General features: G+C 55.8%; 20 protein-coding genes. 4 read left to right on the forward strand and 16 right to left on the reverse strand.

Annotation, left to right across the window (positions count from 1 at the left end):
• Positions 1–8 precede the first annotated feature (8 nt).
• From hscB to trmJ, 6 genes are all read right to left on the reverse strand, one after another.
• The gene (gene hscB, locus C0560_RS15015) at positions 9–524 is read right to left on the reverse strand and encodes a co-chaperone HscB (RefSeq protein ID WP_102104982.1); all 516 of its coding nucleotides are present in this window, start codon (positions 522–524) and stop codon (positions 9–11) included.
• A 76-nt stretch (positions 525–600) separates the two neighbouring features.
• Entirely contained in the window at positions 601–924 is a 324-nt protein-coding gene (gene iscA, locus C0560_RS15020; protein WP_100779307.1) for an iron-sulfur cluster assembly protein IscA, read from the reverse strand.
• A 19-nt stretch (positions 925–943) separates the two neighbouring features.
• Positions 944–1,330, reverse strand: a complete 387-nt coding sequence (iscU, locus tag C0560_RS15025) for a Fe-S cluster assembly scaffold IscU (protein WP_005120408.1) — start codon at positions 1,328–1,330, stop codon at positions 944–946.
• 22 nt (positions 1,331–1,352) lie between these two features.
• A complete protein-coding gene (locus C0560_RS15030) occupies positions 1,353–2,567 on the reverse strand; it encodes an IscS subfamily cysteine desulfurase (protein ID WP_100779306.1) in 1,215 nt (404 codons plus the stop codon).
• A 119-nt stretch (positions 2,568–2,686) separates the two neighbouring features.
• Positions 2,687–3,178 (reverse strand): Fe-S cluster assembly transcriptional regulator IscR, encoded by a 492-nt coding sequence (iscR, locus tag C0560_RS15035; RefSeq protein WP_100779305.1) that lies wholly within the window; start codon positions 3,176–3,178, stop codon positions 2,687–2,689.
• 235 nt (positions 3,179–3,413) lie between these two features.
• Positions 3,414–4,151 (reverse strand): tRNA (cytosine(32)/uridine(32)-2'-O)-methyltransferase TrmJ, encoded by a 738-nt coding sequence (gene trmJ / locus C0560_RS15040; protein ID WP_100779304.1) that lies wholly within the window; start codon positions 4,149–4,151, stop codon positions 3,414–3,416.
• A gap of 137 nt (positions 4,152–4,288) precedes the next feature.
• On the opposite strand from trmJ, the gene suhB reads away from it, so the two are divergent.
• Complete coding sequence (gene suhB, locus C0560_RS15045) at positions 4,289–5,095, forward strand: inositol-1-monophosphatase (protein WP_100779303.1); 807 nt, start codon at positions 4,289–4,291, stop codon at positions 5,093–5,095.
• 82 nt (positions 5,096–5,177) lie between these two features.
• Here the strand turns inward: suhB and C0560_RS15050 are convergent, their stop codons facing one another.
• Positions 5,178–6,158, reverse strand: a complete 981-nt coding sequence (locus C0560_RS15050) for a nickel/cobalt transporter (RefSeq protein ID WP_248858917.1) — start codon at positions 6,156–6,158, stop codon at positions 5,178–5,180.
• Positions 6,149–6,787 (reverse strand): DUF1007 family protein, encoded by a 639-nt coding sequence (locus C0560_RS15055; protein ID WP_248858920.1) that lies wholly within the window; start codon positions 6,785–6,787, stop codon positions 6,149–6,151. The genes C0560_RS15050 and C0560_RS15055 overlap by 10 nt, the downstream gene beginning before the upstream one ends.
• A 125-nt stretch (positions 6,788–6,912) precedes the next feature.
• On the opposite strand from C0560_RS15055, the gene csiE reads away from it, so the two are divergent.
• Positions 6,913–8,190, forward strand: coding sequence for a stationary phase inducible protein CsiE (csiE, locus tag C0560_RS15060; RefSeq protein WP_107703108.1), 1,278 nt, complete (start codon positions 6,913–6,915; stop codon positions 8,188–8,190).
• Here the strand turns inward: csiE and C0560_RS15065 are convergent.
• Both C0560_RS15065 and C0560_RS15070 read right to left on the reverse strand, forming a co-directional pair.
• Complete coding sequence (locus C0560_RS15065) at positions 8,185–9,333, reverse strand: 3-phenylpropionate MFS transporter (RefSeq protein ID WP_248858922.1); 1,149 nt, start codon at positions 9,331–9,333, stop codon at positions 8,185–8,187. The genes csiE and C0560_RS15065 overlap by 6 nt on opposite strands.
• A 72-nt stretch (positions 9,334–9,405) precedes the next feature.
• Positions 9,406–9,609, reverse strand: coding sequence for a hypothetical protein (locus C0560_RS15070; protein ID WP_371923352.1), 204 nt, complete (start codon positions 9,607–9,609; stop codon positions 9,406–9,408).
• A 224-nt stretch (positions 9,610–9,833) separates the two neighbouring features.
• On the opposite strand from C0560_RS15070, the gene C0560_RS15075 reads away from it, so the two are divergent.
• Complete coding sequence (locus C0560_RS15075; RefSeq protein ID WP_107703106.1) at positions 9,834–10,256, forward strand: DoxX family protein; 423 nt, start codon at positions 9,834–9,836, stop codon at positions 10,254–10,256.
• 48 nt (positions 10,257–10,304) lie between these two features.
• Here the strand turns inward: C0560_RS15075 and glyA are convergent, their stop codons facing one another.
• On the reverse strand, positions 10,305–11,558 hold the full coding sequence (gene glyA / locus C0560_RS15080) for a serine hydroxymethyltransferase (protein WP_248858925.1): 1,254 nt from the start codon (positions 11,556–11,558) through the stop codon (positions 10,305–10,307).
• Positions 11,559–11,862: 304 nt separating this feature from the next.
• Here glyA and hmpA point away from each other — a divergent pair, with 304 nt between their 5' ends.
• Positions 11,863–13,041, forward strand: a complete 1,179-nt coding sequence (gene hmpA, locus C0560_RS15085) for an NO-inducible flavohemoprotein (protein WP_248858928.1) — start codon at positions 11,863–11,865, stop codon at positions 13,039–13,041.
• A gap of 78 nt (positions 13,042–13,119) precedes the next feature.
• Here hmpA and glnB read toward each other — a convergent pair whose 3' ends face one another.
• The 5 genes from glnB to purL all read right to left on the reverse strand — a co-directional run bounded on the left by glnB (position 13,120) and on the right by purL (position 21,523).
• Complete coding sequence (gene glnB, locus C0560_RS15090) at positions 13,120–13,458, reverse strand: nitrogen regulatory protein P-II (RefSeq protein WP_002914032.1); 339 nt, start codon at positions 13,456–13,458, stop codon at positions 13,120–13,122.
• 80 nt (positions 13,459–13,538) lie between these two features.
• Positions 13,539–14,876: a two-component system response regulator GlrR gene (gene glrR, locus C0560_RS15095; protein ID WP_100779295.1), complete on the reverse strand. Its 1,338-nt coding sequence runs from the start codon at positions 14,874–14,876 to the stop codon at positions 13,539–13,541.
• Complete coding sequence (qseG, locus tag C0560_RS15100) at positions 14,873–15,637, reverse strand: two-component system QseEF-associated lipoprotein QseG (protein WP_107703104.1); 765 nt, start codon at positions 15,635–15,637, stop codon at positions 14,873–14,875. The genes glrR and qseG overlap by 4 nt, the downstream gene beginning before the upstream one ends.
• Positions 15,634–17,067, reverse strand: coding sequence for a two component system sensor histidine kinase QseE/GlrK (gene qseE / locus C0560_RS15105; protein ID WP_164971801.1), 1,434 nt, complete (start codon positions 17,065–17,067; stop codon positions 15,634–15,636). The genes qseG and qseE overlap by 4 nt, the downstream gene beginning before the upstream one ends.
• Before the next feature lie 568 nt (positions 17,068–17,635).
• Positions 17,636–21,523: a phosphoribosylformylglycinamidine synthase gene (purL, locus tag C0560_RS15110; RefSeq protein WP_248858931.1), complete on the reverse strand. Its 3,888-nt coding sequence runs from the start codon at positions 21,521–21,523 to the stop codon at positions 17,636–17,638.
• Positions 21,524–21,774: the final 251 nt, after the last annotated feature.

Consider the following 21,774-nt stretch of genomic DNA (forward strand, 5'->3'; position numbering starts at 1 on the left):
TTCCAAAATCAGAAATCGAGCAGCTTTTCTTCGAGTTGTTCAGCACTGCTTCGCAGTTTATCGAGAAAACGCAGCTTGCGTACAGTATCTGCAGCCACGTCCCACGTCTCGTTATTCAGTTGTTCAACCATCTGCTGATGGCGGGTATCGAACATCGCTTTCACCCGTTTGATGAAGCTTTCAAGACGCACTTCGTCTTTCGCTTGTTCGATCTCATCCAGCTCTTCGCGAAGCTCCAGCTGTTCCATCAGGAAAGCGGTGTCGCGTACCGTGTGTTGTTCACTTGCCAGATCAAAACCGTGCAGCGAGAGCAGATATTCCGCACGCGCTAAGGGGCTGCGCAGCGTTTGCCACGCTTGATTAATGGTGGCTGACTGCGAAACGGCAGCCAGTTGCTCCGCCTGGGACCCGCTGGCAAATTTATCAGGATGGAATTGACGTTGCAGATCCTGAAAACGAACCGTCAGGGCCTGGATATCGATCGGGTACTGGGCGGGCAACCCGAAGAGGGTGAAGTAATCCATAACAATCTCAGGGTTAGCCAGTTAGAACAAACCCCACACGTAGCCAGGCCACGGTGGGGTTTCGGTTAACGCGCAGTTAAACGTGGAAGCTTTCGCCGCAACCGCACTCGTCTTTTACGTTCGGGTTAGTGAATTTAAACCCTTCGTTCAGGCCTTCTTTGACGAAGTCCAGCTGAGTGCCGTTGAGGAATTGCAGGCTCTTGCCATCGACTACTACCTTCACGCCTTTGTCTTCAAACACGGTGTCATCAGTCGCCGGTGCGTCAACAAATTCCAGTACATAAGCCATCCCGGAACAGCCGGAGGTACGTACGCCCAGTCGCAGGCCAAAGCCTTTACCACGGTTCGCCAGAAAGGCGCTTACTCGCGCGGCAGCGCTGTCGCTAAGGGTAATCGACATAACAAAACCTCAACTCTTCTTATTTCGCTTCACGTTTGCTTTTGTAATCCGCAATAGCGGCTTTGATCGCGTCTTCTGCCAGAATAGAGCAGTGAATTTTCACCGGTGGCAGTTCGAGTTCGTCAGCAATATCGGTATTTTTAATTGCCTGTGCTTCGTCCAGAGACTTGCCCTTCACCCACTCGGTGACCAGGGAGCTGGAAGCGATAGCAGAACCGCAACCGTAAGTCTTGAAACGCGCGTCTTCAATGATACCTTCATTGTTGACTTTAATCTGCAACTTCATCACGTCGCCACACGCTGGCGCGCCAACCATGCCGCTACCAACGCTTTCGTCGCTGTTGTCGAAAGAGCCAACGTTGCGTGGGTTCTCGTAATGATCAATAACTTTTTCGCTGTAAGCCATGTTGAATTCTCCTTCGTACCGATTAGTGATGTGACCATTCAATGCTGTTCAGATCCACGCCCTGTTTGAACATTTCCCACAGTGGAGAAAGGTCACGCAGACGGCCAATGGAGTTACGAACCAGCTTGATGGTGTAGTCAATCTCTTCTTCGGTAGTGAAGCGACCTAAAGAGAAACGGATAGAACTGTGTGCCAGCTCGTCGGTCATGCCCAGTGCACGCAGCACGTAGGATGGCTCGAGGCTTGCAGAAGTACAGGCAGAACCGGAAGAGACCGCGAGGTCTTTCAGCGCCATAATCAGCGATTCGCCTTCAACATAGTTGAAGCTGACGTTGAGAATGTTCGGAGCGCCCTGCTCGAGATCGCCGTTCAGATAGACTTCTTCCATATCTTTCACGCCGTCCCACAGACGGTTACGCAGCGTGCGCAGGCGCGCCATCTCGCTTTCCATCTCTTCTTTCGCGATACGGTAGGCTTCGCCCATGCCCACGATCTGGTGAACAGGCAGAGTTCCTGAACGCATGCCGCGCTCATGACCGCCGCCGTGCATCTGTGCTTCGATGCGGATACGTGGTTTACGACGAACGTACAGCGCGCCGATACCTTTCGGGCCATAAATTTTGTGGCCGGAGAAGGACATCAGGTCCACTTTCAGCTGGCTCAGATCGATAGGCAGTTTGCCCACGCTCTGGGTCGCGTCAACGTGATAGATGATGCCGCGCGCACGGCAGAGTTCGCCGATAGTCGCGATATCCTGAACCACGCCGATTTCGTTGTTAACGTGCATGATAGACACCAGAATGGTGTCGTCACGCATGGCCGCTTCGAGCTCTTTCAGGTCGATAATACCGTTGCTCTGAGGGGCGAGATAGGTGACGTCAAAACCTTCACGCTCGAGCTGGCGACAGGTGTCCAGCACGGCTTTATGTTCGGTTTTGCTGGTGATAATGTGCTTGCCTTTTTTCTGATAGAAGTTGGCAGCGCCTTTGATCGCCAGGTTGTCGGATTCAGTTGCACCGGAGGTGAAAACAATTTCACGCGGGTCGGCGCCAACCAGCTCAGCAATCTGATTACGGGCGATATCAACCGCCTCTTCAGCATGCCAGCCAAAACGGTGAGAACGGGAAGCTGGGTTACCAAAGTTTCCGTCCAGGGTCAGACACTGCATCATTTTCTCGGCAACACGCGGGTCCACCGGCGTGGTTGCGGAGTAATCGAGATAGATCGGTAATTTCATTGCTCTATAAACTCCGTACATCGCTTCAATGCAAGGAATCAGGCTAACCGGCTGGATGTACGGCCGAGTACACGGGGCAACGGGTGCCCCGGCCTGATTCGAAAAATCTTATCGTTTTTTTACGCGCGCAGTTTAACGTCGATTGCGTCTTGCGCGCGGGTGCTGCGTTGGTTTTCGTGATTATGCTGGCGGCCAGACACTTCCATAACTTCCTGGTTATTAACCAGTTCACCGAGGGTGATGTTATTCAGGAAGCCGGTCAGACGGTCGCTCAGATCGCGCCACAGCGCGTGGGTCAGGCATTTATCGCCGCCCTGGCAGCCGCCTTTGCCCTGGCAACGGGTCGCATCAACAGACTCATCAACAGCACTAATGACTTCGCCAACTGCAATACTGCCCGCGTCTTTACCCAGCAGATATCCGCCGCCTGGGCCGCGAACGCTGGAAACCAGTCCATTTTTACGCAATCTGGAGAACAGCTGTTCCAGATAAGAGAGGGAAATACCCTGACGTTCAGAAATATCAGCCAACGGAACCGGGCCCGATTCAGAGTTGAGCGCAACGTCCAGCATCGCGGTCACAGCATAACGCCCTTTAGATGTCAGTCTCATGTCTTACTTAACCTCAAACTCGCCCCTGCCCGGGGTTTTTTATTGTAAAATGGGGGGTATTGCATAGCAGGGCCAAGTCTGACATTCCCGACTAAATTGGTCAACTATTTACTTGACTGTTTTAGTCAAGTATTTAGCCTTATGTGCGCTCTAAGCCTTGTCGGGTGGCGCTTTGCTCACCCGACTGACCAGAACGTCGGCCCGCTCAAGCGAAGCGCAGCCGGGCAATCAGGCGTTACTGTTGCTTATTCTTCTGCTCAATAATCGACGCCAGCATCCCGCGCAGAATGTTCAGCTCCTGCGTTTCCGGGCGGGCGCGGGTAAACAGACGGCGCAGCTTGTTCATCACCTGGCCTGGATGCGACGCGCGAATAAAGCCCGTCGTCAGCAGCGTTTGCTCAAGATGTTCGTAGAAACGCTCTAAATCGTCCACCAGCGGATACGCGGCGTCTTCTTCCTGCTCCGGGGTGACGCCTTTTTCCTGGGTCGCCAGCCATGCCATACGCACTTCGTAAGCAATAACCTGCACCGCCATCGCCAGGTTCAGGGAGCTGTATTCCGGGTTCGCGGCAATCGCCACGTGGTAATGACACTTCTGCAGCTCGTCGTTGGTCAGGCCAACGCGTTCACGGCCAAACACCAGAGCGATCGGCGCCTGCTGGGCTTCAGCAACGCTTTTAAGGCCGCATTCGCGCGGATCGAGCATCGGCCACGGCAGCGTACGTGAACGAGCGCTGGTGCCGACGACCAGGCTACAGCCCGCCAGCGCTTCATCAAGGGTATCGACGATCTGAGCATTGCCGATCACGTCGCTCGCCCCTGCTGCCAGTGCAATGGCCTGCGAGTCTGGTTTAACCAGCGGATTGACCAGCCACAGATTGGTTAAACCCATGGTTTTCATAGCGCGGGCGACAGAGCCCATATTGCCGGTGTGCGATGTTTCGACCAGTACGATTCGGATGTTTTGCAGCATAATTAGTTTTGTCTGAAGCCAGTGTCTGAAGAATATTCGGCCATATTATCATAAACGAGAGACATGATCCGAACTCGCTGCTATACTCTGGGCCGTTTTCGTTTCCCCTGTTCTTTAACATCCAGTGAGAGTAACCGATGCAACATCCTATGTTGACCATCGCCGTGCGCGCAGCGCGCAAGGCGGGTAATGTAATTGCCAAACACTACGAAACTCCAGATTCTGTAGAAACCAGCCAGAAAGGCAGCAATGACTTTGTGACTAACGTCGATAAAGCCGCAGAAGCGATTATTATCGAAACCATTCGCAAATCTTACCCGCAGCACACCATCATCACCGAAGAAAGCGGTGAACACGCAGGCGAAGATCAGGATGTTCAATGGGTAATCGATCCACTGGATGGCACCACCAACTTCGTTAAACGCCTTCCTCATTTTTCTGTTTCTATCGCTGTACGCATCAAAGGCCGTACTGAAGTGGCCGTTGTTTACGATCCAATGCGTAACGAACTGTTCACGGCTACCCGTGGTCAGGGCGCACAGCTGAACGGCTACCGTCTGCGCGGCAGCAACTCTCGCGATCTGGATGGCACGATTCTGGCGACCGGTTTCCCGTTCAAGGCGAAACAGCACGCTCAGACCTACATGAAAATCCTCGGCAAGCTCTACACCGAATGCGCGGATTTCCGTCGCACCGGTTCTGCTGCGCTGGATCTGGCCTACGTTGCCGCTGGCCGCGTTGATGGTTATTTCGAAATCGCGCTGAAGCCGTGGGATTTTGCTGCAGGCGAGCTGATTGCCCGTGAAGCAGGCGCACTGGTATGCGATTTCACCGGCGGTCACAACTACATGCTGAGCGGTAACATCGTGGCCGGTAACCCGCGTGTCGTGAAAGCTATGCTGGCGAACATGCGTGACGAACTGAGTGAAGCGCTGAAGCGTTAATTCCGTCTGTTGTACCCGGTGGCACTGCACTTTCCGGGCCTACGATCCTGTAGGCCGGATAAGTGCAGTGCCATCGTTCGTTTTAGAACGGCCGTAACCCCCGCCCTACCGGCACCGCACTGATCCACATCGTCACCGCCGCCACCAGTAAAATCACCCCGCCCGCTAACGCCAGCGTCGTCCAGCCAACCTGTCGCCACAGTACCGGCGTTGTGTTGCCGCTCAGTTTGACCGCCAGCTGGCGAAAACTGTGGACCAGCAATGCCAGCGAGGTAATCGTCAGTGACGTTCCCGCCGCCATCGCCAGCGCGGAGACCACGCCCCAGCTAAATACTCCAATCACCTTACTGAACAGCAGCACCATGATCGCCCCGGAACAGGGCCGCATTCCCATCGACAGAATAATCATCAGCCGCGCGCGCCAGTCATCTGTGCCCTGTAGCTGCTCTTGCGTCGGCAGATGTTGATGCCCGCAACCGCAGTGTGCGTCGTGAACATGATGCGCCGTGAAGGCTTTAAACGTTGGTATCCGAAGTAACGCCCGCAGTTTTTTGATTGCCCGCCAGCAGAGCAGCACCCCCAGCACGCCCACCAGTGCATAACTGCCCTTCTCCAGCCAGAAGCTGCTCATGTGTAGCTGTCGGGCAGGCAGTTGTAGCACTGTCAGCACCACAACCACCAGCGCAATCGCCACCAGCCCCTGCAACAACGAAGAGGCGAGCGTTAATCCGATACTCGATTTGAGCTTTGAAGGGTGAGTCGCAAGCCAGGTGGTGATGACGATCTTCCCGTGCCCTGGCCCCAGCGCATGTAGCACGCCGTACAAAAAGCTGAAGATCAGCAGCGAGCCGCCCGCTTTGGTCGGGTTTTCCGCCACGGCCTTGAGCAGCCCGCTCATCTGCTGATTCACGTCGCGCTGCCAGAGGATGCTTTTCATCATCACCTGCGGCCACACCTGCCAGAGCCATAACGCCCCGATGGCCGCTAAGATCAGAAACAGTGCCAGTGGCCACAGGTGCAGCCAGCGGCGTTTTTTGCTGAGTGAAGTGGAGATCACTGACATTGCACGGTCACCTGCTGCGCAAACTGTTTACCCAGATCCATGTCTTCCGGCGGCGCATCCGCTTTATCGAGAGAGAGCGCAAAATTCATCGTCTCTTCGCTGGGTTTTGGCGTATGGACCGCAATCGTACAGTGCTTTTGCAGCGCCGCGGGCAGCGTTGCGTCTTTGTCTTCGGCATAACTCATGTCGACGTAGTAGCTCGGGTCAAAGGTTGAAAACGTATACTTCTGCCCCGCCAACGGCTGAGGTTCGGCCAGCGGCAGAATAAAAGTTAACACCGCCTGGTGCCCGTCGCGCTCCATGCCGTAGGTCGTGGGGCGATTAAGAAATTTCACTTTCTGGCCGTTGTGCCAGAACTCGGTGAAGTAGTGCTGACCGAGTACGTTGGCCATCACTTCCGCCGCCAGTTTTTTCCAGATCTCATCGCCCGGTTTCGCATCGCCGGCGTCATAGAGTAGATCGGCTGATGTAATTTCATCCATCGTCCAGCGCATTTTCAGCCCGCTCAGGTGCGTATCGTCTGCGACAATCTCCGTCTGCAGGCTGATAAAACTGTGAGGATGCGCGACGGCGGCAGAAGATAAAACCGCCAAAAATAGCGCCGTGGCGCTGTGTTTAACTATTTGCATCGATTCCTCACGTCAAAAATTCTGTGATGTTCTCCCGCATTCCTGACGGAAAGACCCACGGGTGCGCTTTCCTGCGCACATCCTTTAGCTATTCTTATCGAATACTCCTACTGGATACCCGACAGATGATGACGACCCTCGAAAACCCATCTGTGCTTTCCAGTTCGCAGCGCCGCTGCCAGGTGCTTTTGATGCTTTACCTGCCAGGTATTGCCGTCACCCCGCAAAGTATTGTTGATATCAATGGGGTGGACGACGACATTGCACGGCAAGATATAGCCGAGACACGCGATGAGATCCAGCGCTATCACCGGCTGAACATCGTGACGCATCATGACGGCAGCTACCGAATTGAAGGTACGACGCTCGATCAACGTTTATGCCTGCTGCACTGGTTGCGACGGGCATTGCGGCTGTGTCCGCATTTTATTACACAACAGTTTACCCCGGCGCTCAAAACCGAGCTTAAACAACTCGGCATTGCGCGTACGCTGTATGACGATACCAATCTGCGCGCGCTGATCAACTTCTGTTCGCGCCGCCTGCAGCGCCACTTCGAGTGTCGCGACGTGCAGTTTTTGCAGCTCTATCTGCAGTATTGCCTGATTCAGCACCATCTGGGGCAGACGCCGCAGTTCTCCGCTGTTCAGCGCCACTGGGCGCATTCGCGCGGTGAATATCTGGCAGCACAGGAGATTGTCCGCCACTGGCAGCGCCGCGTGCGGCAAAGCCCCCATGCCGATGAGCCGCTGTTTCTGTCGCTGCTGTTTATGATGCTGCGCACCCCCGATCCGCTGCGCGATGCACATCAACTGGATCAACGCCTGCGCCACGCCATCTCGCGGATGATCGGTCGCTTTCGCGGGCAAACAGGAATGCGCTTTAGCGACGAACAGGGGCTGACGGATCAGCTGTACATCCATCTTTCCCAGGCGCTGGACCGCTCGCTGTTTGGCGTTGGTATCGACAACAGTCTGCCCGAAGAGATCGGTCGCCTCTATCCGCGCCTGATGCGTACTACCCGGGATGTGCTGTTTGAAGTGGAGGCAGAATTTGGCCTGCGGTTTTCCGATGAGGAGATGAGCCTGGTGGCGGTGATTTTCGGCGCCTGGCTGATGCAGGAGACCGACCTGCATGAAAAACAGGTGGTGCTGTTAACGGGCGATGATAAAGCCTGCGAAGTGATGATTGAAGAGCAGCTGCGCGAGCTGACGCTGCTGCCGCTGAATATCCGCTATGTGTCGCTCCAGACGTTTCAGAAGGACGGCGCACCGCGCGAAGCGGCGCTGATTATTACTCCGTACCCTACCGCCCTGCCGCTGTTCTCGCCGCCGCTCATTCATGCCGTAGAGACGTTGAATGCGCAGCAGCAGGAACATATACGCGCCATGCTGGAATCATAGCGCTTCGCTGCGCGCTGCCACTTTGGGACGTACCACCATAGCCGGCAGCGCCACCAGCGCCATCACCCAGAACACGCCGTGGCCGAGGTGCTGATAGAGGAAGCCCGCAAAGACCGTCATCACGGCGATACTGCCGCCCATCGCCACCGCCGAATAGACCGCCTGGAGACGAATCACTTCGCTGCCCTGACGCGCAGCGATGTAGCGCATCGCCGCCAGATGGCACACGGTAAAGGTACCGCAGTGCAGGATCTGAGCCACAATCAGCCAGGGGAGATCGGTGGTCCAGCCCATAATGCCCCAGCGCAACACGCCGCAGACGGCGGAGAGCAGCAGCAGATCGCGCGCACCAAAACGGCGGAACAGCTTCTTGCTGAGAGCAAAGATAATGACTTCCGCCACCACGCCGAGCGACCAGAGATAACCCACTGCCGACGCGGAGTACCCCGCCCCCTGCCAGTAGATGGCGCTAAAACCGTAGTAGGCCGCGTGAGCGCCCTGCAGCAGACAGACGCAGGCCAGAAAACGCCAGCTCTGTTTAATCAGTGAACGCCAGGCGGCCCAGCCGGTGCTCTCCTGATGACGGCTTTCGCCCTGCGGTTTCACCGACGGCTGCAGCAACATCCCCAGTAGCATTGAGGCAATACCTACGCTTAACAGCGCCAGAATCGCCCGATAGTCGTAGAGACTGACCAGTTTGCCCACCAGCGCCGAGCCAATCACAAAGGCGATGGACCCCCACAGGCGCACGCGTCCGTAGTCCATCGTCACCTGTTTTTGCCAGGTGTTCGCCAGCGCGTCCGTCAGCGGTACCAGCGGCGAGAAGAAGAGGTTAAAACCGACCATCACCACCATCAGCCACGCAAACTGCTGATTCACCCAGAAGCCCGCGAGGAACATCAGCGTCAGCAGCGCGAGGATGCGCATGGCCTTAATCAACAGAGAGGGATCGCTGACGCGCGGCGCAATCAGCAGGCTACCCAGGAATCGCGCCACCAGGCCTGCACCCAGCAGAATGCCGATGGTTTCCGGTGTCAGGCCGATACCTTTGAGCCAGACGCTCCAGAAAGGCAGAAAAATACCGTAGCTAAAAAAGTAGGTAAAATAGCTGAGCGCCAGCCAGCGCGTGGAATGCAAACCCATGAATCCCTCCCGTTTTGGAGGCGCTAGTCTGGCGCTAAAAAGGGGCCGACGCAAGCGGCTATTAACAGCTGATTAACAGGAATTTGCCCTTGATTCAGCGGCAATTTCTGTGGCTAAACGGGTGCGCTCATCCTGGGCTAACGCCGTTAAATCAGGTTGTCCGGCGTGATGACGGGCATTCACCGGATGGCGCTGAGGTTCGCGGCATAAGCGTGCTTCACCCGACATTCGAAACAGCATCAGCCACGGAGTTTGCGATGATATTGTGATAACCATCACATTACCTCTGACAGACAGCGCCTGTTTATTCGCTCCTGAAACGCTTTCGTCGACGGAGTATCGAGATTGCATTCAGGCCGCCAAAAGCGGGAACGGGGCGAAATGCACGGGGACTTGGAGCAGACTTGCGAAGGGTTAAGCGGCTGATAATTTGGTCTTATGGCGGAGTTACCGGTTGTGTATTAGCTTTATGATAAGCCCCATCCAATAACGAGCCTGCCATGAACACTCTACGCTATTTCGATTTCGGACAGTCCCGCCCGCTGGTACTGCTGATTGCACGTATCGCGATTGTTGTGTTGTTTATTATTTTTGGTATTCCGAAAATGACCGGTTTTGATGGAACGGTGCAATATATGACGTCGCTCGGCGCACCGATGCCGATGCTGGCAGCCATTATTGCGGTGATCATGGAAGTGCCCGCCGCGATTCTGATTGTGCTCGGGTTCTTCACCCGGCCGCTGGCGCTGCTCTTTGTCCTCTATACGCTTGGGACAGCGGTGATTGGTCACCACTACTGGGATATGAGCGGTGATGCGGTTATGCCTAACATGATTAACTTCTACAAGAATATCAGCATTGCCGGCGCGTTTTTGTTGCTGGCCGTGACCGGGCCGGGGGCGATATCCATCGACCGTCGCTAGATAATATAAAGGCCGCTTACGCGGCCTTTCTTATTTCTGCGAGCAGAATTACGCGTAGACAGGGAAACGTGCGCAGATATCCAGCACTTTACCTTTAACACGTTCGATCACAGCTTCATCGTTGATGTTGTCGAGAACATCACACATCCAGCCAGCCAGCTCTTTCACTTCCGCTTCTTTGAAACCGCGGCGAGTAACAGCCGGAGAACCGATACGGATACCGGAGGTCACAAACGGGCTCTTAGGATCGTTTGGTACGCTGTTTTTGTTAACGGTGATGTTTGCACGGCCCAGCGCGGCGTCGGCTTCTTTACCGGTCAGGTTTTTATCAACCAGATCCAGCAGGAACAGGTGGTTCTCAGTGCCACCAGAAACCACTTTGTAACCGCGGTTCAGGAACACTTCCACCATCGCTTTCGCGTTTTTCGCCACTTGCTGCTGGTAAACTTTGAACTCTGGCTCCATCGCTTCTTTCAGGGCAACGGCTTTTGCTGCGATAACGTGCATCAGCGGGCCGCCCTGAGCGCTTGGGAAGACGGCAGAGTTCAGTTTTTTGTACAGTTCTTCGTCACCACCTTTCGCCAGGATCAGGCCGCCGCGCGGACCTGCCAGGGTTTTGTGGGTCGTGGTGGTGACAACGTGTGCATGTGGAACCGGGTTCGGGTAAACGCCTGCTGCAATCAGACCGGCGACGTGCGCCATATCAACGAACAGGTATGCGCCGATGCTGTCTGCGATTTCACGCATTTTTGCCCAGTCAACCACGCCGGAGTAAGCAGAGAAACCGCCGATGATCATCTTCGGTTTGTGGGTCTGCGCCTGCTTCGCCATGTCTTCGTAGTCAATTTTACCGGACTCATCAATACCATAAGGGATGATGTTGTACAGTTTACCGGAGAAGTTAACCGGGGAACCGTGAGTCAGGTGGCCACCTTGCGCCAGGTTCATACCGAGAACGGTATCGCCCGGCTGCAGCAGCGCGGTGTAAACCGCGAAGTTCGCCTGAGAACCAGAGTGCGGCTGTACGTTCGCGTAGTCTGCGCCAAACAGCTCTTTAGCACGGTCAATCGCCAGTTGTTCAACGATATCAACGTATTCGCAACCGCCGTAGTAGCGTTTACCCGGGTAACCTTCTGCATATTTGTTGGTCAGCTGAGAACCCTGCGCCTGCATTACGCGCGGGCTGGTGTAGTTCTCGGAGGCGATCAGTTCGATGTGCTCTTCCTGACGTACTTTTTCCTGCTCCATAGCCTGCCACAGTTCGGCATCATAATCGGCAATGTTCATTTCACGCTTTAACATCCGCATCTCCTGACTCAGCTAACAATAAAATTTTGGCCTGAAAAGGCTGTCCTGATAGACGACGGGCAACAGTATAACCGAATAGTGTTGCGATAACAGGTCTTGACAAAGGATTTTACGCAAACGTTTACCTACCCGCCACGCAAGGGTTTGAGGAATAAAGACCTCGCGATTTTCAATGGATTTCTTTTCAGGTTTGTGATGCAACTATTTCATCATGCAAAGAACCATTTACAAAGCAGGGCTATTTTTTATAAGATGCATTTAAAATACATCATTAGAGTAATAATCGAAGGAAGTTGCTATGTTAGACGCTCAAACCATCGCTACCGTTAAAGCCACTATTCCCCTGCTGGTCGAAACCGGACCGAAACTCACCGCCCATTTTTACGATCGCATGTTCGCTCACAACCCGGAGCTGAAAGAGATTTTCAATATGAGCAATCAGCGCAACGGCGATCAGCGCGAGGCGCTGTTTAACGCCATCGCCGCGTATGCCAGCAATATTGAAAATCTGGCCGCGCTGCTGCCTGCGGTTGAGAAAATTGCCCAGAAGCACACCAGTTTCCAGATTAAACCTGAGCAGTACGATATCGTCGGCAGCCACCTGCTGGCGACGCTCGACGAGATGTTCAGCCCAGGCCAGGAAGTGCTGGACGCCTGGGGCAAAGCCTACGGCGTGCTGGCGAATGTGTTTATCAATCGTGAAGCGCAAATCTACAGCGAACACGCGACGAAAAACGGCGGCTGGGAAGGCACGCGCGCGTTCCGTATCGCCGATAAAACCCCGCGCAGTGCCCTGATCACCAGCTTTGAATTTGAACCCGTCGATGGGCTTCCGGTTGCAGATTATCAGCCGGGTCAGTATCTCGGCGTATGGCTGAAACCAGAAGGGTTCCCGCATCAGGAAATTCGTCAGTACTCTCTGACGCGTAAAGCGAATGGAAAAGGCTATCGTATTGCGGTGAAACGTGAAGACGGCGGTCAGGTTTCTCACTGGCTGCATAATCACGCCAGCGTCGGCGACGTGGTGCATCTGGCGGCACCGGCGGGTGATTTCTTTATGGCGGTAGAAGCGAACACGCCTGTCACGCTGATCTCAGCGGGTGTCGGCCAAACGCCGATGCTGGCGATGCTCGATACCCTCGCAGCGGCAAACCATAGCGCCCAGGTGAACTGGTTCCACGCGGCGGAAAACGGCCAGGTCCATGCCTTTGCACAAGACGTTAAAACGCTGGGTGCCACGCTGCCGCGCTTCACCTCTCACATCTGGTATAACAAACCGGAAAGCGATGACGTGTTTGATAGCGCAGGGCTGATGGATTTACGGACTCAGGAAGGGGCGTTCAGCGATCCGGCCATTCAGTTTTATCTCTGCGGTCCGGTCGGCTTTATGCAGTTTGCCGCGAAGCAGCTGGTTGAATTGGGCGTGAAAGCAGAGCAGATCCATTACGAATGCTTTGGTCCACACAAAGTGCTGTAACGCAAAAAGCCCCTTTGAGAGGGGCTTTTGATTACGCCTGGCAGTACGCTCTACCCGGCCGGTGACATCAACGCCGTCTTAAATCGCTGCGTCGTCTTCTTCACCAGTACGAATACGGATGACGCGCGCCACGTCAAAGACGAAGATCTTGCCGTCACCGATTTTACCGGTCTGCGCCGTGCGGATAATAGTATCCACGCAGGTATCGACGATATCGTCAGTCACCACAATTTCGATTTTCACTTTCGGCAGGAAATCCACCATGTACTCTGCGCCACGGTACAACTCGGTATGACCTTTCTGGCGACCAAAGCCTTTCACTTCGGTGACTGTCATCCCGGTGATACCGACTTCCGCCAGCGCTTCACGCACATCATCCAGTTTGAAAGGTTTAATAATCGCATCAATCTTTTTCATGGTGGGTCCTTAAACGCTCGCCTGTCTGTAGCCTCGTAATCGATTGCTCACAGTATCATAGTCAGTCAAATTTTGCGGCACTACTCTTTAAAATCGTTCGCTTCCAGCTCGTGCCGCGACAGCAGTTTGTAGAACTCAGTGCGGTTACGCCCGGCCATGCGCGCGGCGTGGGTGACGTTACCCTTGGTGATCTGCAGCAGCTTACGCAGATAGTTGAGTTCGAACTGGTTACGCGCCTCGACAAACGTGGGCAGCGCGGTGTTTTCCCCTTCCAGCGCCTGATCCACCAGCGCATCGCTGATCACCGGCGAAGAGGTCAGCGCCACACACTGCTCAATCACGTTGACCAGTTGACGCACGTTGCCCGGCCAGCTGGCGGTCATCAGGCGTTTCATGGCGTCGGTGGAGAACGCGCGCACGAAGGGTTTGTGGCGATCGGCTGACTGGCGCAAAAGATGGTTCGCGAGCAGGGGAATATCTTCTGAACGTTCCGCCAGAGCGGGGATTTTCAGGTTTACGACATTAAGGCGGTAGTAGAGATCTTCGCGAAACTCTTTGCGCTCCATCGCTTTCGGCAGGTCACGGTGCGTGGCCGAAATAATGCGCACATTAATATCGATATCCCGGTTGCTGCCGAGTGGCCGCACTTTGCGCTCCTGCAACACGCGCAGCAGTTTGACCTGCAGCGGCGCAGGCATATCACCAATTTCATCAAGAAACAGCGTGCCGCCTTCCGCCGCCTGGAACAGCCCTTCACGGCTGCTGACCGCGCCGGTAAAGGCCCCGCGTGCATGACCAAAGAGTTCAGACTCCAGCAGCTGTTCCGGCAGCGCGCCGCAGTTGATGGCGATAAAGGCATTTTTACTGCGCGGGCTGGCGTTGTGGATCGCCTGGGCGAGAATCTCTTTCCCGGTACCGCTCTGGCCGTTGATCAGCAGGCTGACGTCCGACTGGGCCACCATCCGCGCCTGCTCCAGCAAGCGCAGCATCACCGGGCTGCGGGTCACAATGGATTCGCGCCACTTCTCATCCACCGACGGGGCGGAGTGTTCCAGCGCATCATCGATGGCTTTGTACAGCGCGTCTTTGTCCACCGGCTTGGTCAGGAAGCTAAACACCCCCTGCTGCGTGGCGGCGACCGCGTCCGGAATCGATCCGTGGGCGGTGAGGATAATCACCGGCATCCCAGGCTGCAGCTTCTGAATTTCCACAAACAGCTGCATCCCGTCCATCTCGTCCATGCGCAGATCGCTAATCACCAGATCGACCTTCTCACGCCCCAGCGCTTTCAGTCCTTCAGCGCCGCTTTCGGCAGTGACCACGCTGTAGCCTTCGCTGACCAGACGCATTCCCAGCAGCTTGAGCAGGCCGGGATCGTCATCCACCAGCAGGAGATGGGCAGGTTTGCGGCTTGTCATGGCTTCACATCCTCTTGTTTCGGCGTCTCGCTCTCCTGCTCCGGCGTTTTGGCGGGCTGCGCAGTGCCTTTCGTATTATCCGGCAAATAGTTGCTGGACGGCTTGCGGGTGGAGAGCTGACGTTCGATATCCGTCAGGTTTTCCAGCTTGCGGGTGGTCGTATCAAGCTGGGAACGTAAGTATTGCTGCTGCTGGCGCAGGGTATCCAGTTCGCCGTCTGCGGACTGTTGCAGTTTGCTGTAGCGGAAGCGCTCTTCGGCGAGTTGCAGCTGTAGCACCTGCCCGTCACGCCACAGCTGATACAGCGGGCGGATCTGCGCCGGGATCTGCGGGCTGAGCGCATCCATCCGCGACGTATTGTTGCGACGCTCTACGGGATTAATTTTGGCATTGGCCAGCAGAATGCCGCGCTTAAAGGTGTCCTGCCAGGTGTCGTCAGCCCACTGATGCGCCTGCGCGCGCGCCACAGCAGGTGCGAGACGCTCGGCGCAATCCATGCCGCGCAGCCAGAACAGCGGGTTCGATTCGACATCATGGCCGTTGAGCTGCCAGATATCGTCACAATCGGTGGAGAGGAAATCGGCCAGCTGATGTTCAGGTAATTTATCTTCTTGTTTATCGCTGATCGCACTTTTTGGCGTGTGCGCCACGCAGCCCGCCAGCAGCAGGCATGGCAGACCTAAGCGTAAAATTTTACTGGAAAACGTCGCGTTAACCGCGCGGAAAAAGACGTGTGACATACTCACCAGACTTAGATTCATTTCATTGATTTTTCCGGCTCAAGGGGCAGCTCAATGCGAAAACAGACATCAGCGCGATCGTCGTGGGAGATATATAACTCCCCGTGCATCCGCCGTATGCAATCGCGGGCAATGCTTAAGCCCAAACCGCTCCCTTTAACCGCACCTTTTCGCTGATGACTTCCCTGGAAAAAGGGCTCAAAAATCATCTTCTGTTCGTCATCCGGGATGGGACTACCGGTGTTGGCGACGTCAATACAGACCCGTGAATTGTGGGTAAAACTGCGAATATAAATGTTACCGGATTCAGTACCATAGTGCACCGCATTGGAATAAAGATTATCCAGCACACTCATTAATAGCATAGGTTCGGCAAAACAGACCGGCTCCTGGAGATCCAGGTCGGTATGCATCATTTTAGCTCGCGCAGGCAGGCTGTGGGCAGAGAGCACCATATCCACCAGCGGCTCAATCTCGACGTTTTCCAGCTCGACGGCACCGTCGGCCAGTTTGCGATTGTAATCAAGCAGTTGCTCAATCAGCTTCTGCAGATTGCGGCTACTGTCATCGAGAATCTCAACAATTTCTTTTTGCTCGGGGGTCAGCGGCCCCGCCACTTCGTCAGCCAGCAGCTCGGTGCCTTCGCGCATACTGGCGAGCGGCGTTTTCAGCTCATGGGAGATATGACGTAAAAACTGATGGCGCTGTGATTCCAGCCACTGTAGGCGCTCGGAGAGCCAGATGATGCGCTGACCGACGGATCGCAGCTCACGCGGCCCTTTGAACACCACGGTGTTACCGAGGGATTTACCCTCCCCCAGACGGTTAATCATCCGTTCGATGCCCTTCACCGGGCCGATGATCATGCGGGTAAACAGCAGCACCAGACCGAGGCTAACCAGAAACAGTACCAGCGCCTGCCAGCCAAAGAACTGACCGCGTTCGGCGATCTCCTGCTGCAGCTGTTGTCCGCGAGAGAATATAACGGTGCGCGTGGACTGCACCATCTCGGTATTGGCGTTAGCAAAGGCTTCGAGGCGTGCGGTCGCGACCTCGTCCGGCCCGCTGTTTTTGCACTGCAGTTGCGCCAGATCGTTAAGATCCTGGCGCAGCGCCTGATAAAGTTTGTCGTCGGGGAGAACGCCCGCATGTGCGTCGAGCATTTCGCTGTAGCGCTTGCGCTGGTTCTGATAGACCTTCGCCAGCGTGCGGTCGTCGAGCACGCAATACTGGCGGTAGCTACGCTCCATTTCCAGCGCGGCATTGGTCATCGCCTCGCTGCGGCGGGCATCGATCAGCGTTGTGCGGTTGGTTTGCGCCGCCTGAGCGCTGAGGGCATTGAGGCTCTGCCACGCCTGCCAGGCCAGAACCAGCAAGGGTAACAGGATCAGCAGGAATGCCATCATAACGAGCTGTCGCAGGGAGCGAGGGAAAATTGACCAGCGTTTCAACGCATGACTCTCTCAATGTGGGTGTTGAGTGATGCTAACTGAGTCAGCCCGTCAGATACAACAAAGCCGGGTAAAAACCCGGCTTTGTTGTGAAAAGAGGCGGTGCCTTACTCGACGTTTCGCCCTGGGTCTGATAAAGCATCGCTATAATCAGTAGTTGGACGGCAGGCACCTTGTTGTGCGTCATTCGAAGTTTATGTAGCGCGTCCCGAAGGGGCTGACATAAGAGGGTGAATGAGCCACTGGTTAATATTATGCAACAGCCGTGCCAGAATGCAAAACAAATTATTATCATCATGATATTTAACACATTTATGGCAAAACGACGTTAGTTGCTGACTGAACGATTTCTAGGCTAAGTGTCGCTAATTAGATACACCTTCTCATCACTCTTACGCTCCCATTTAAAATCAACGAGTTACATGTCTCCTTTTAGCGACAGGGTTGTTATGCGTTTGTCGCATTTTTGCGACAAAAAAAGCCCGATGGCGCTAACGCTCACCGGGCCTACGATTTTAGCCTTTTGAAAGCCGGGCAAACACAGTGCCGCCCGGCATTGACAAGCTGATTACCCTAACTGCTTACGCGCATTGCGGAAGATACGCATCCACGGGCTGTCTTCGCCCCAGTTTTCCGGGTGCCAGGAGTTGCTGACGGTACGGAATACACGTTCAGGGTGCGGCATCATGATGGTGGCGCGGCCGCTTTCGCTGGTCACGGCAGTAATACCGTTTGCTGAGCCGTTAGGGTTTGCCGGATAGGTTTCCGTGACTTTGCCAAAGTGATCGACGAAGCGCAGTGCCACCAGCCCTTTGCTTTCGAGCGTAGCCAGATGCGCAGCATCGCGGACTTCCACCTGCCCTTCACCGTGTGAAACCGCAATCGGCATCTGCGAGCCCACCATCCCCTGCAGCAGCAGAGACGGGCTTTGGGTCACTTCAACCAGGCTAAAGCGCGCTTCGAAGCGGTCGGACTGGTTGCGCACAAAGCGCGGCCAGGCGTCGCTGCCCGGGATCAGCTCGCGCAGATTCGACATCATCTGGCAGCCGTTACACACGCCCAACGCCAGCGTCTGCGGACGGTGGAAGAAGGTTTCAAACTCATCGCGCACACGATTGTTGAACAGAATGGATTTCGCCCAACCCTCACCTGCCCCCAGCACGTCGCCGTAAGAGAAGCCGCCGCAGGCGACCAGTGCCTGGACATCGTCCAGCCCGGTGCGCCCAGCCAGCAGGTCGCTCATGTGGACGTCGATAGCATCAAAGCCCGCACGGTGGAACGCTGCCGCCATTTCCACGTGGGAGTTCACGCCCTGCTCGCGCAGAACCGCCACTTTCGGACGCGCGCCGGTCGCAATGTAAGGTGCCGCCACGTCTTCGTTAATGTCGAAGGAGAGCTTCACGTTCAGACCCGGATCGCTGTCATTCGCTTTGGCTTCATGCTCCTGATCGGCGCACTCAGGGTTATCGCGCAGACGCTGCATCTGCCAGGTGGTTTCGGCCCACCACATACGCAACGTGGAGCGGCTTTCGCTAAATACCGCGTGACCGTCCGCTTCAATCACGAAGCGATCGCCGCTGACGGCTTTACCCAGATAGTGTACGCAATCCGCCAGACCATGCTGCGCCAGCAGCGCTTCAACGGCATCGCGGTCAGCAGCACGGACCTGAATGACCGCGCCCAGCTCTTCGTTAAACAGCGCCGCCAGACGATCGTCACCCAGCGAAGCGATATCGGCTTCCACACCGCAGTGGCCGGTGAAAGCCATCTCAGCCAGTGTCACCAGCAGGCCGCCGTCTGAACGGTCGTGATAGGCCAGCAGTTTGCGATCGGCTACCAGCGCCTGAATGGCGTCGTAGAAGCCTTTCAGCTGCGCCACGTCGCGCACATCTGCCGGTTTGTCGCCCAGTTGACGATAAACCTGCGCCAGCGCGGTGGCACCGAGAGCGTTATGGCCTTTACCGAGATCAATCAGCAGCAGGGCGTTATCTTCCGTAGCCAGCTGTGGCGTGATGGTGTGACGCACATCTTCCACGCGGGCAAAAGCGGTGATAACCAGCGACAGCGGAGAGGTCATTTCGCGCTGCTCGTTGCCCTCCTGCCAGCGGGTTTTCATCGACATAGAATCTTTGCCGACCGGAATGGTAAGACCCAGCGCCGGACAGAGTTCTTCCCCGACCGCTTTTACGGCTTCATACAGACCCGCGTCTTCGCCAGGGTGCCCGGCTGCGGCCATCCAGTTTGCTGAGAGTTTGATGCGTTTGATATCGCCAATCTGAGTCGCAGCGATGTTGGTCAGCGCTTCGCCGACCGCCAGACGGGCAGAGGCGGCGAAGTCCAGCAGTGCAACCGGGGTACGTTCGCCCAGCGCCATCGCTTCGCCGTAGTAGCTGTCGAGGCTCGCCGTGGTCACCGCGCAGTTCGCCACCGGGATCTGCCATGGGCCAACCATCTGATCGCGGGCCACCATACCGGTCACCGAGCGGTCGCCGATGGTCACGAGGAAGGTTTTTTCCGCTACCGCCGGAAGGTGCAGGACGCGATTCACGGCATCAGCAATGGCGATCCCGCGCACATCCAGCGCTTTGCCTGCCGCTTTACGGGTTTGCACGTTGCGGGTCATCTTCGGCGTTTTGCCCAGCAGCACGTCAAGCGGCAGATCAATCGGCTGATTGTCGAAATGCGGATCGTTCATGGTCAGATGCAGCTCTTCCGTCGCTTCACCAATGACCGCGTACGGTGCGCGCTCGCGGCGGCACAGTTCGTCGAACAGCGGCAACTGGTCCGCAGAGACCGCCAGCACGTAGCGTTCCTGAGATTCATTACACCAGATTTCCAGCGGGCTCATGCCTGGCTCATCGCTCAGGATATCGCGCAGGTTGAAACGCCCCCCGCGGCCGCCGTCGCTCACCAGCTCCGGCATGGCGTTAGAGAGACCACCCGCGCCGACGTCGTGAATGAACAGAATAGGGTTGGCATCGCCAAGCTGCCAGCAGCGGTCAATCACCTCCTGGCAACGACGCTCCATTTCAGGGTTGTCGCGCTGTACGGAAGCAAAATCGAGGTCTGCGTCAGACTGACCAGAGGCCATTGAAGAGGCCGCCCCGCCGCCCAGACCGATATTCATTGCCGGGCCGCCGAGAACGATCAGTTTCGCGCCGACGGTGATCTCACCTTTCTGCACATGATCGGCGCGGATATTGCCGATCCCGCCTGCCAGCATGATGGGCTTGTGGTAGCCGCGCAGCTCTTCGCCGTTGTGGCTGTCGACCTTCTCTTCATAGGTACGGAAGTAGCCGTTCAGCGCCGGGCGACCAAATTCGTTGTTAAACGCCGCGCCGCCCAGTGGGCCTTCGGTCATGATGTCTAACGCGGTGACAATGCGCTCTGGCTTACCGAAATCTTCTTCCCACGGCTGTTCAAAGCCAGGAATACGCAGGTTAGAGACGGAGAAACCGACCAGGCCCGCTTTTGGTTTTGCTCCGCGTCCGGTTGCGCCTTCGTCACGGATTTCGCCGCCGGAACCGGTGGCTGCACCCGGCCATGGCGAAATCGCCGTCGGGTGGTTGTGCGTTTCCACTTTCATCAGGATATGCGCAGGCTCCTGATGGAATGCATAGCGCCCTGCTTCGCGATCGGCGAAGAAGCGGCCCACCTCAGAACCTTCCATTACTGCCGCGTTGTCTTTATAGGCAGACAAGACGTGGTCAGGCGTTTGTTCCATGGTGTTTTTGATCATTTTGAACAGCGACTTCGGCTGTTCTTCACCGTCGATAACCCAGTCGGCGTTGAAAATCTTATGGCGGCAGTGCTCGGAGTTGGCCTGCGCGAACATATAAAGCTCGATGTCGTTCGGGTTGCGGTTCAGCTTCACGAACGCATCCTGCAGGTAGTCAATCTCGTCATCTGCCAGCGCCAGACCCAGACGCAGGTTGGCATCAATCAGCGCCTGGCGGCCTTCACCCAGCAGATCCACGCTCTGAACGGGCGCAGGCTGATGGTGCGAGAACAGCTGTTGTGCATCATCCAGCGACGCGAAGACGCTTTCCATCATGCGGTCGTGCAGCTCAGCGGTAACGGCCTGCCATTGTTCAGCGGTCAACGTCGAGGCTTCAATGTAATACGCCACGCCGCGCTCCAGACGATTAATCTGGCTCAGGCCGCAGTTGTGGGCAATGTCAGTGGCTTTAGAAGACCAGGGGGAGATGGTGCCAGGGCGAGGCGTCGCAAGGATCAGTTTGCCGGTTGGCGTATGGCTGCTCAGGCTCGGGCCATACTTGAGCAGACGTTCAAGCTGCTCGCGCTGCTGCGCATCTAAGGGAGCATTCAGGTCAGCAAAATGGACATACTCAGCGTAAATATTGCTTACCGGAAGGTCGGCAGCCTGAAAACGTGCCAGCAGTTTGTTGATACGGAAGGCAGACAGTGCAGGCGAACCACGCAGAATTTCCATCATAAGTCTCTCGTCTTCGAAGCGCCTGAGGCGCTTACAGTGTGCGCAAGGGGAAAACGGGCGTCATTATAGAGAATCCTGAGCGCCGACGAAACCGTTTGCGTCGAAATAAAATCATCTCGCATTTTTATCCATAGGTGTGACCTGTCTCTCTAATTTGTTGCCAACTGTCGTAAGTTTGCGCAAAATGCCGCTCAATCAATGGCAAACCTTATTCTTAACATGGCTACAGCACACTGAGGCAACGCACGGCG

It is taken from the genome of Lelliottia sp. AC1 (assembly GCF_023278595.1).
In the GTDB taxonomy this organism is placed as follows: Bacteria; Pseudomonadota; Gammaproteobacteria; order Enterobacterales; family Enterobacteriaceae; genus Enterobacter; species Enterobacter nimipressuralis.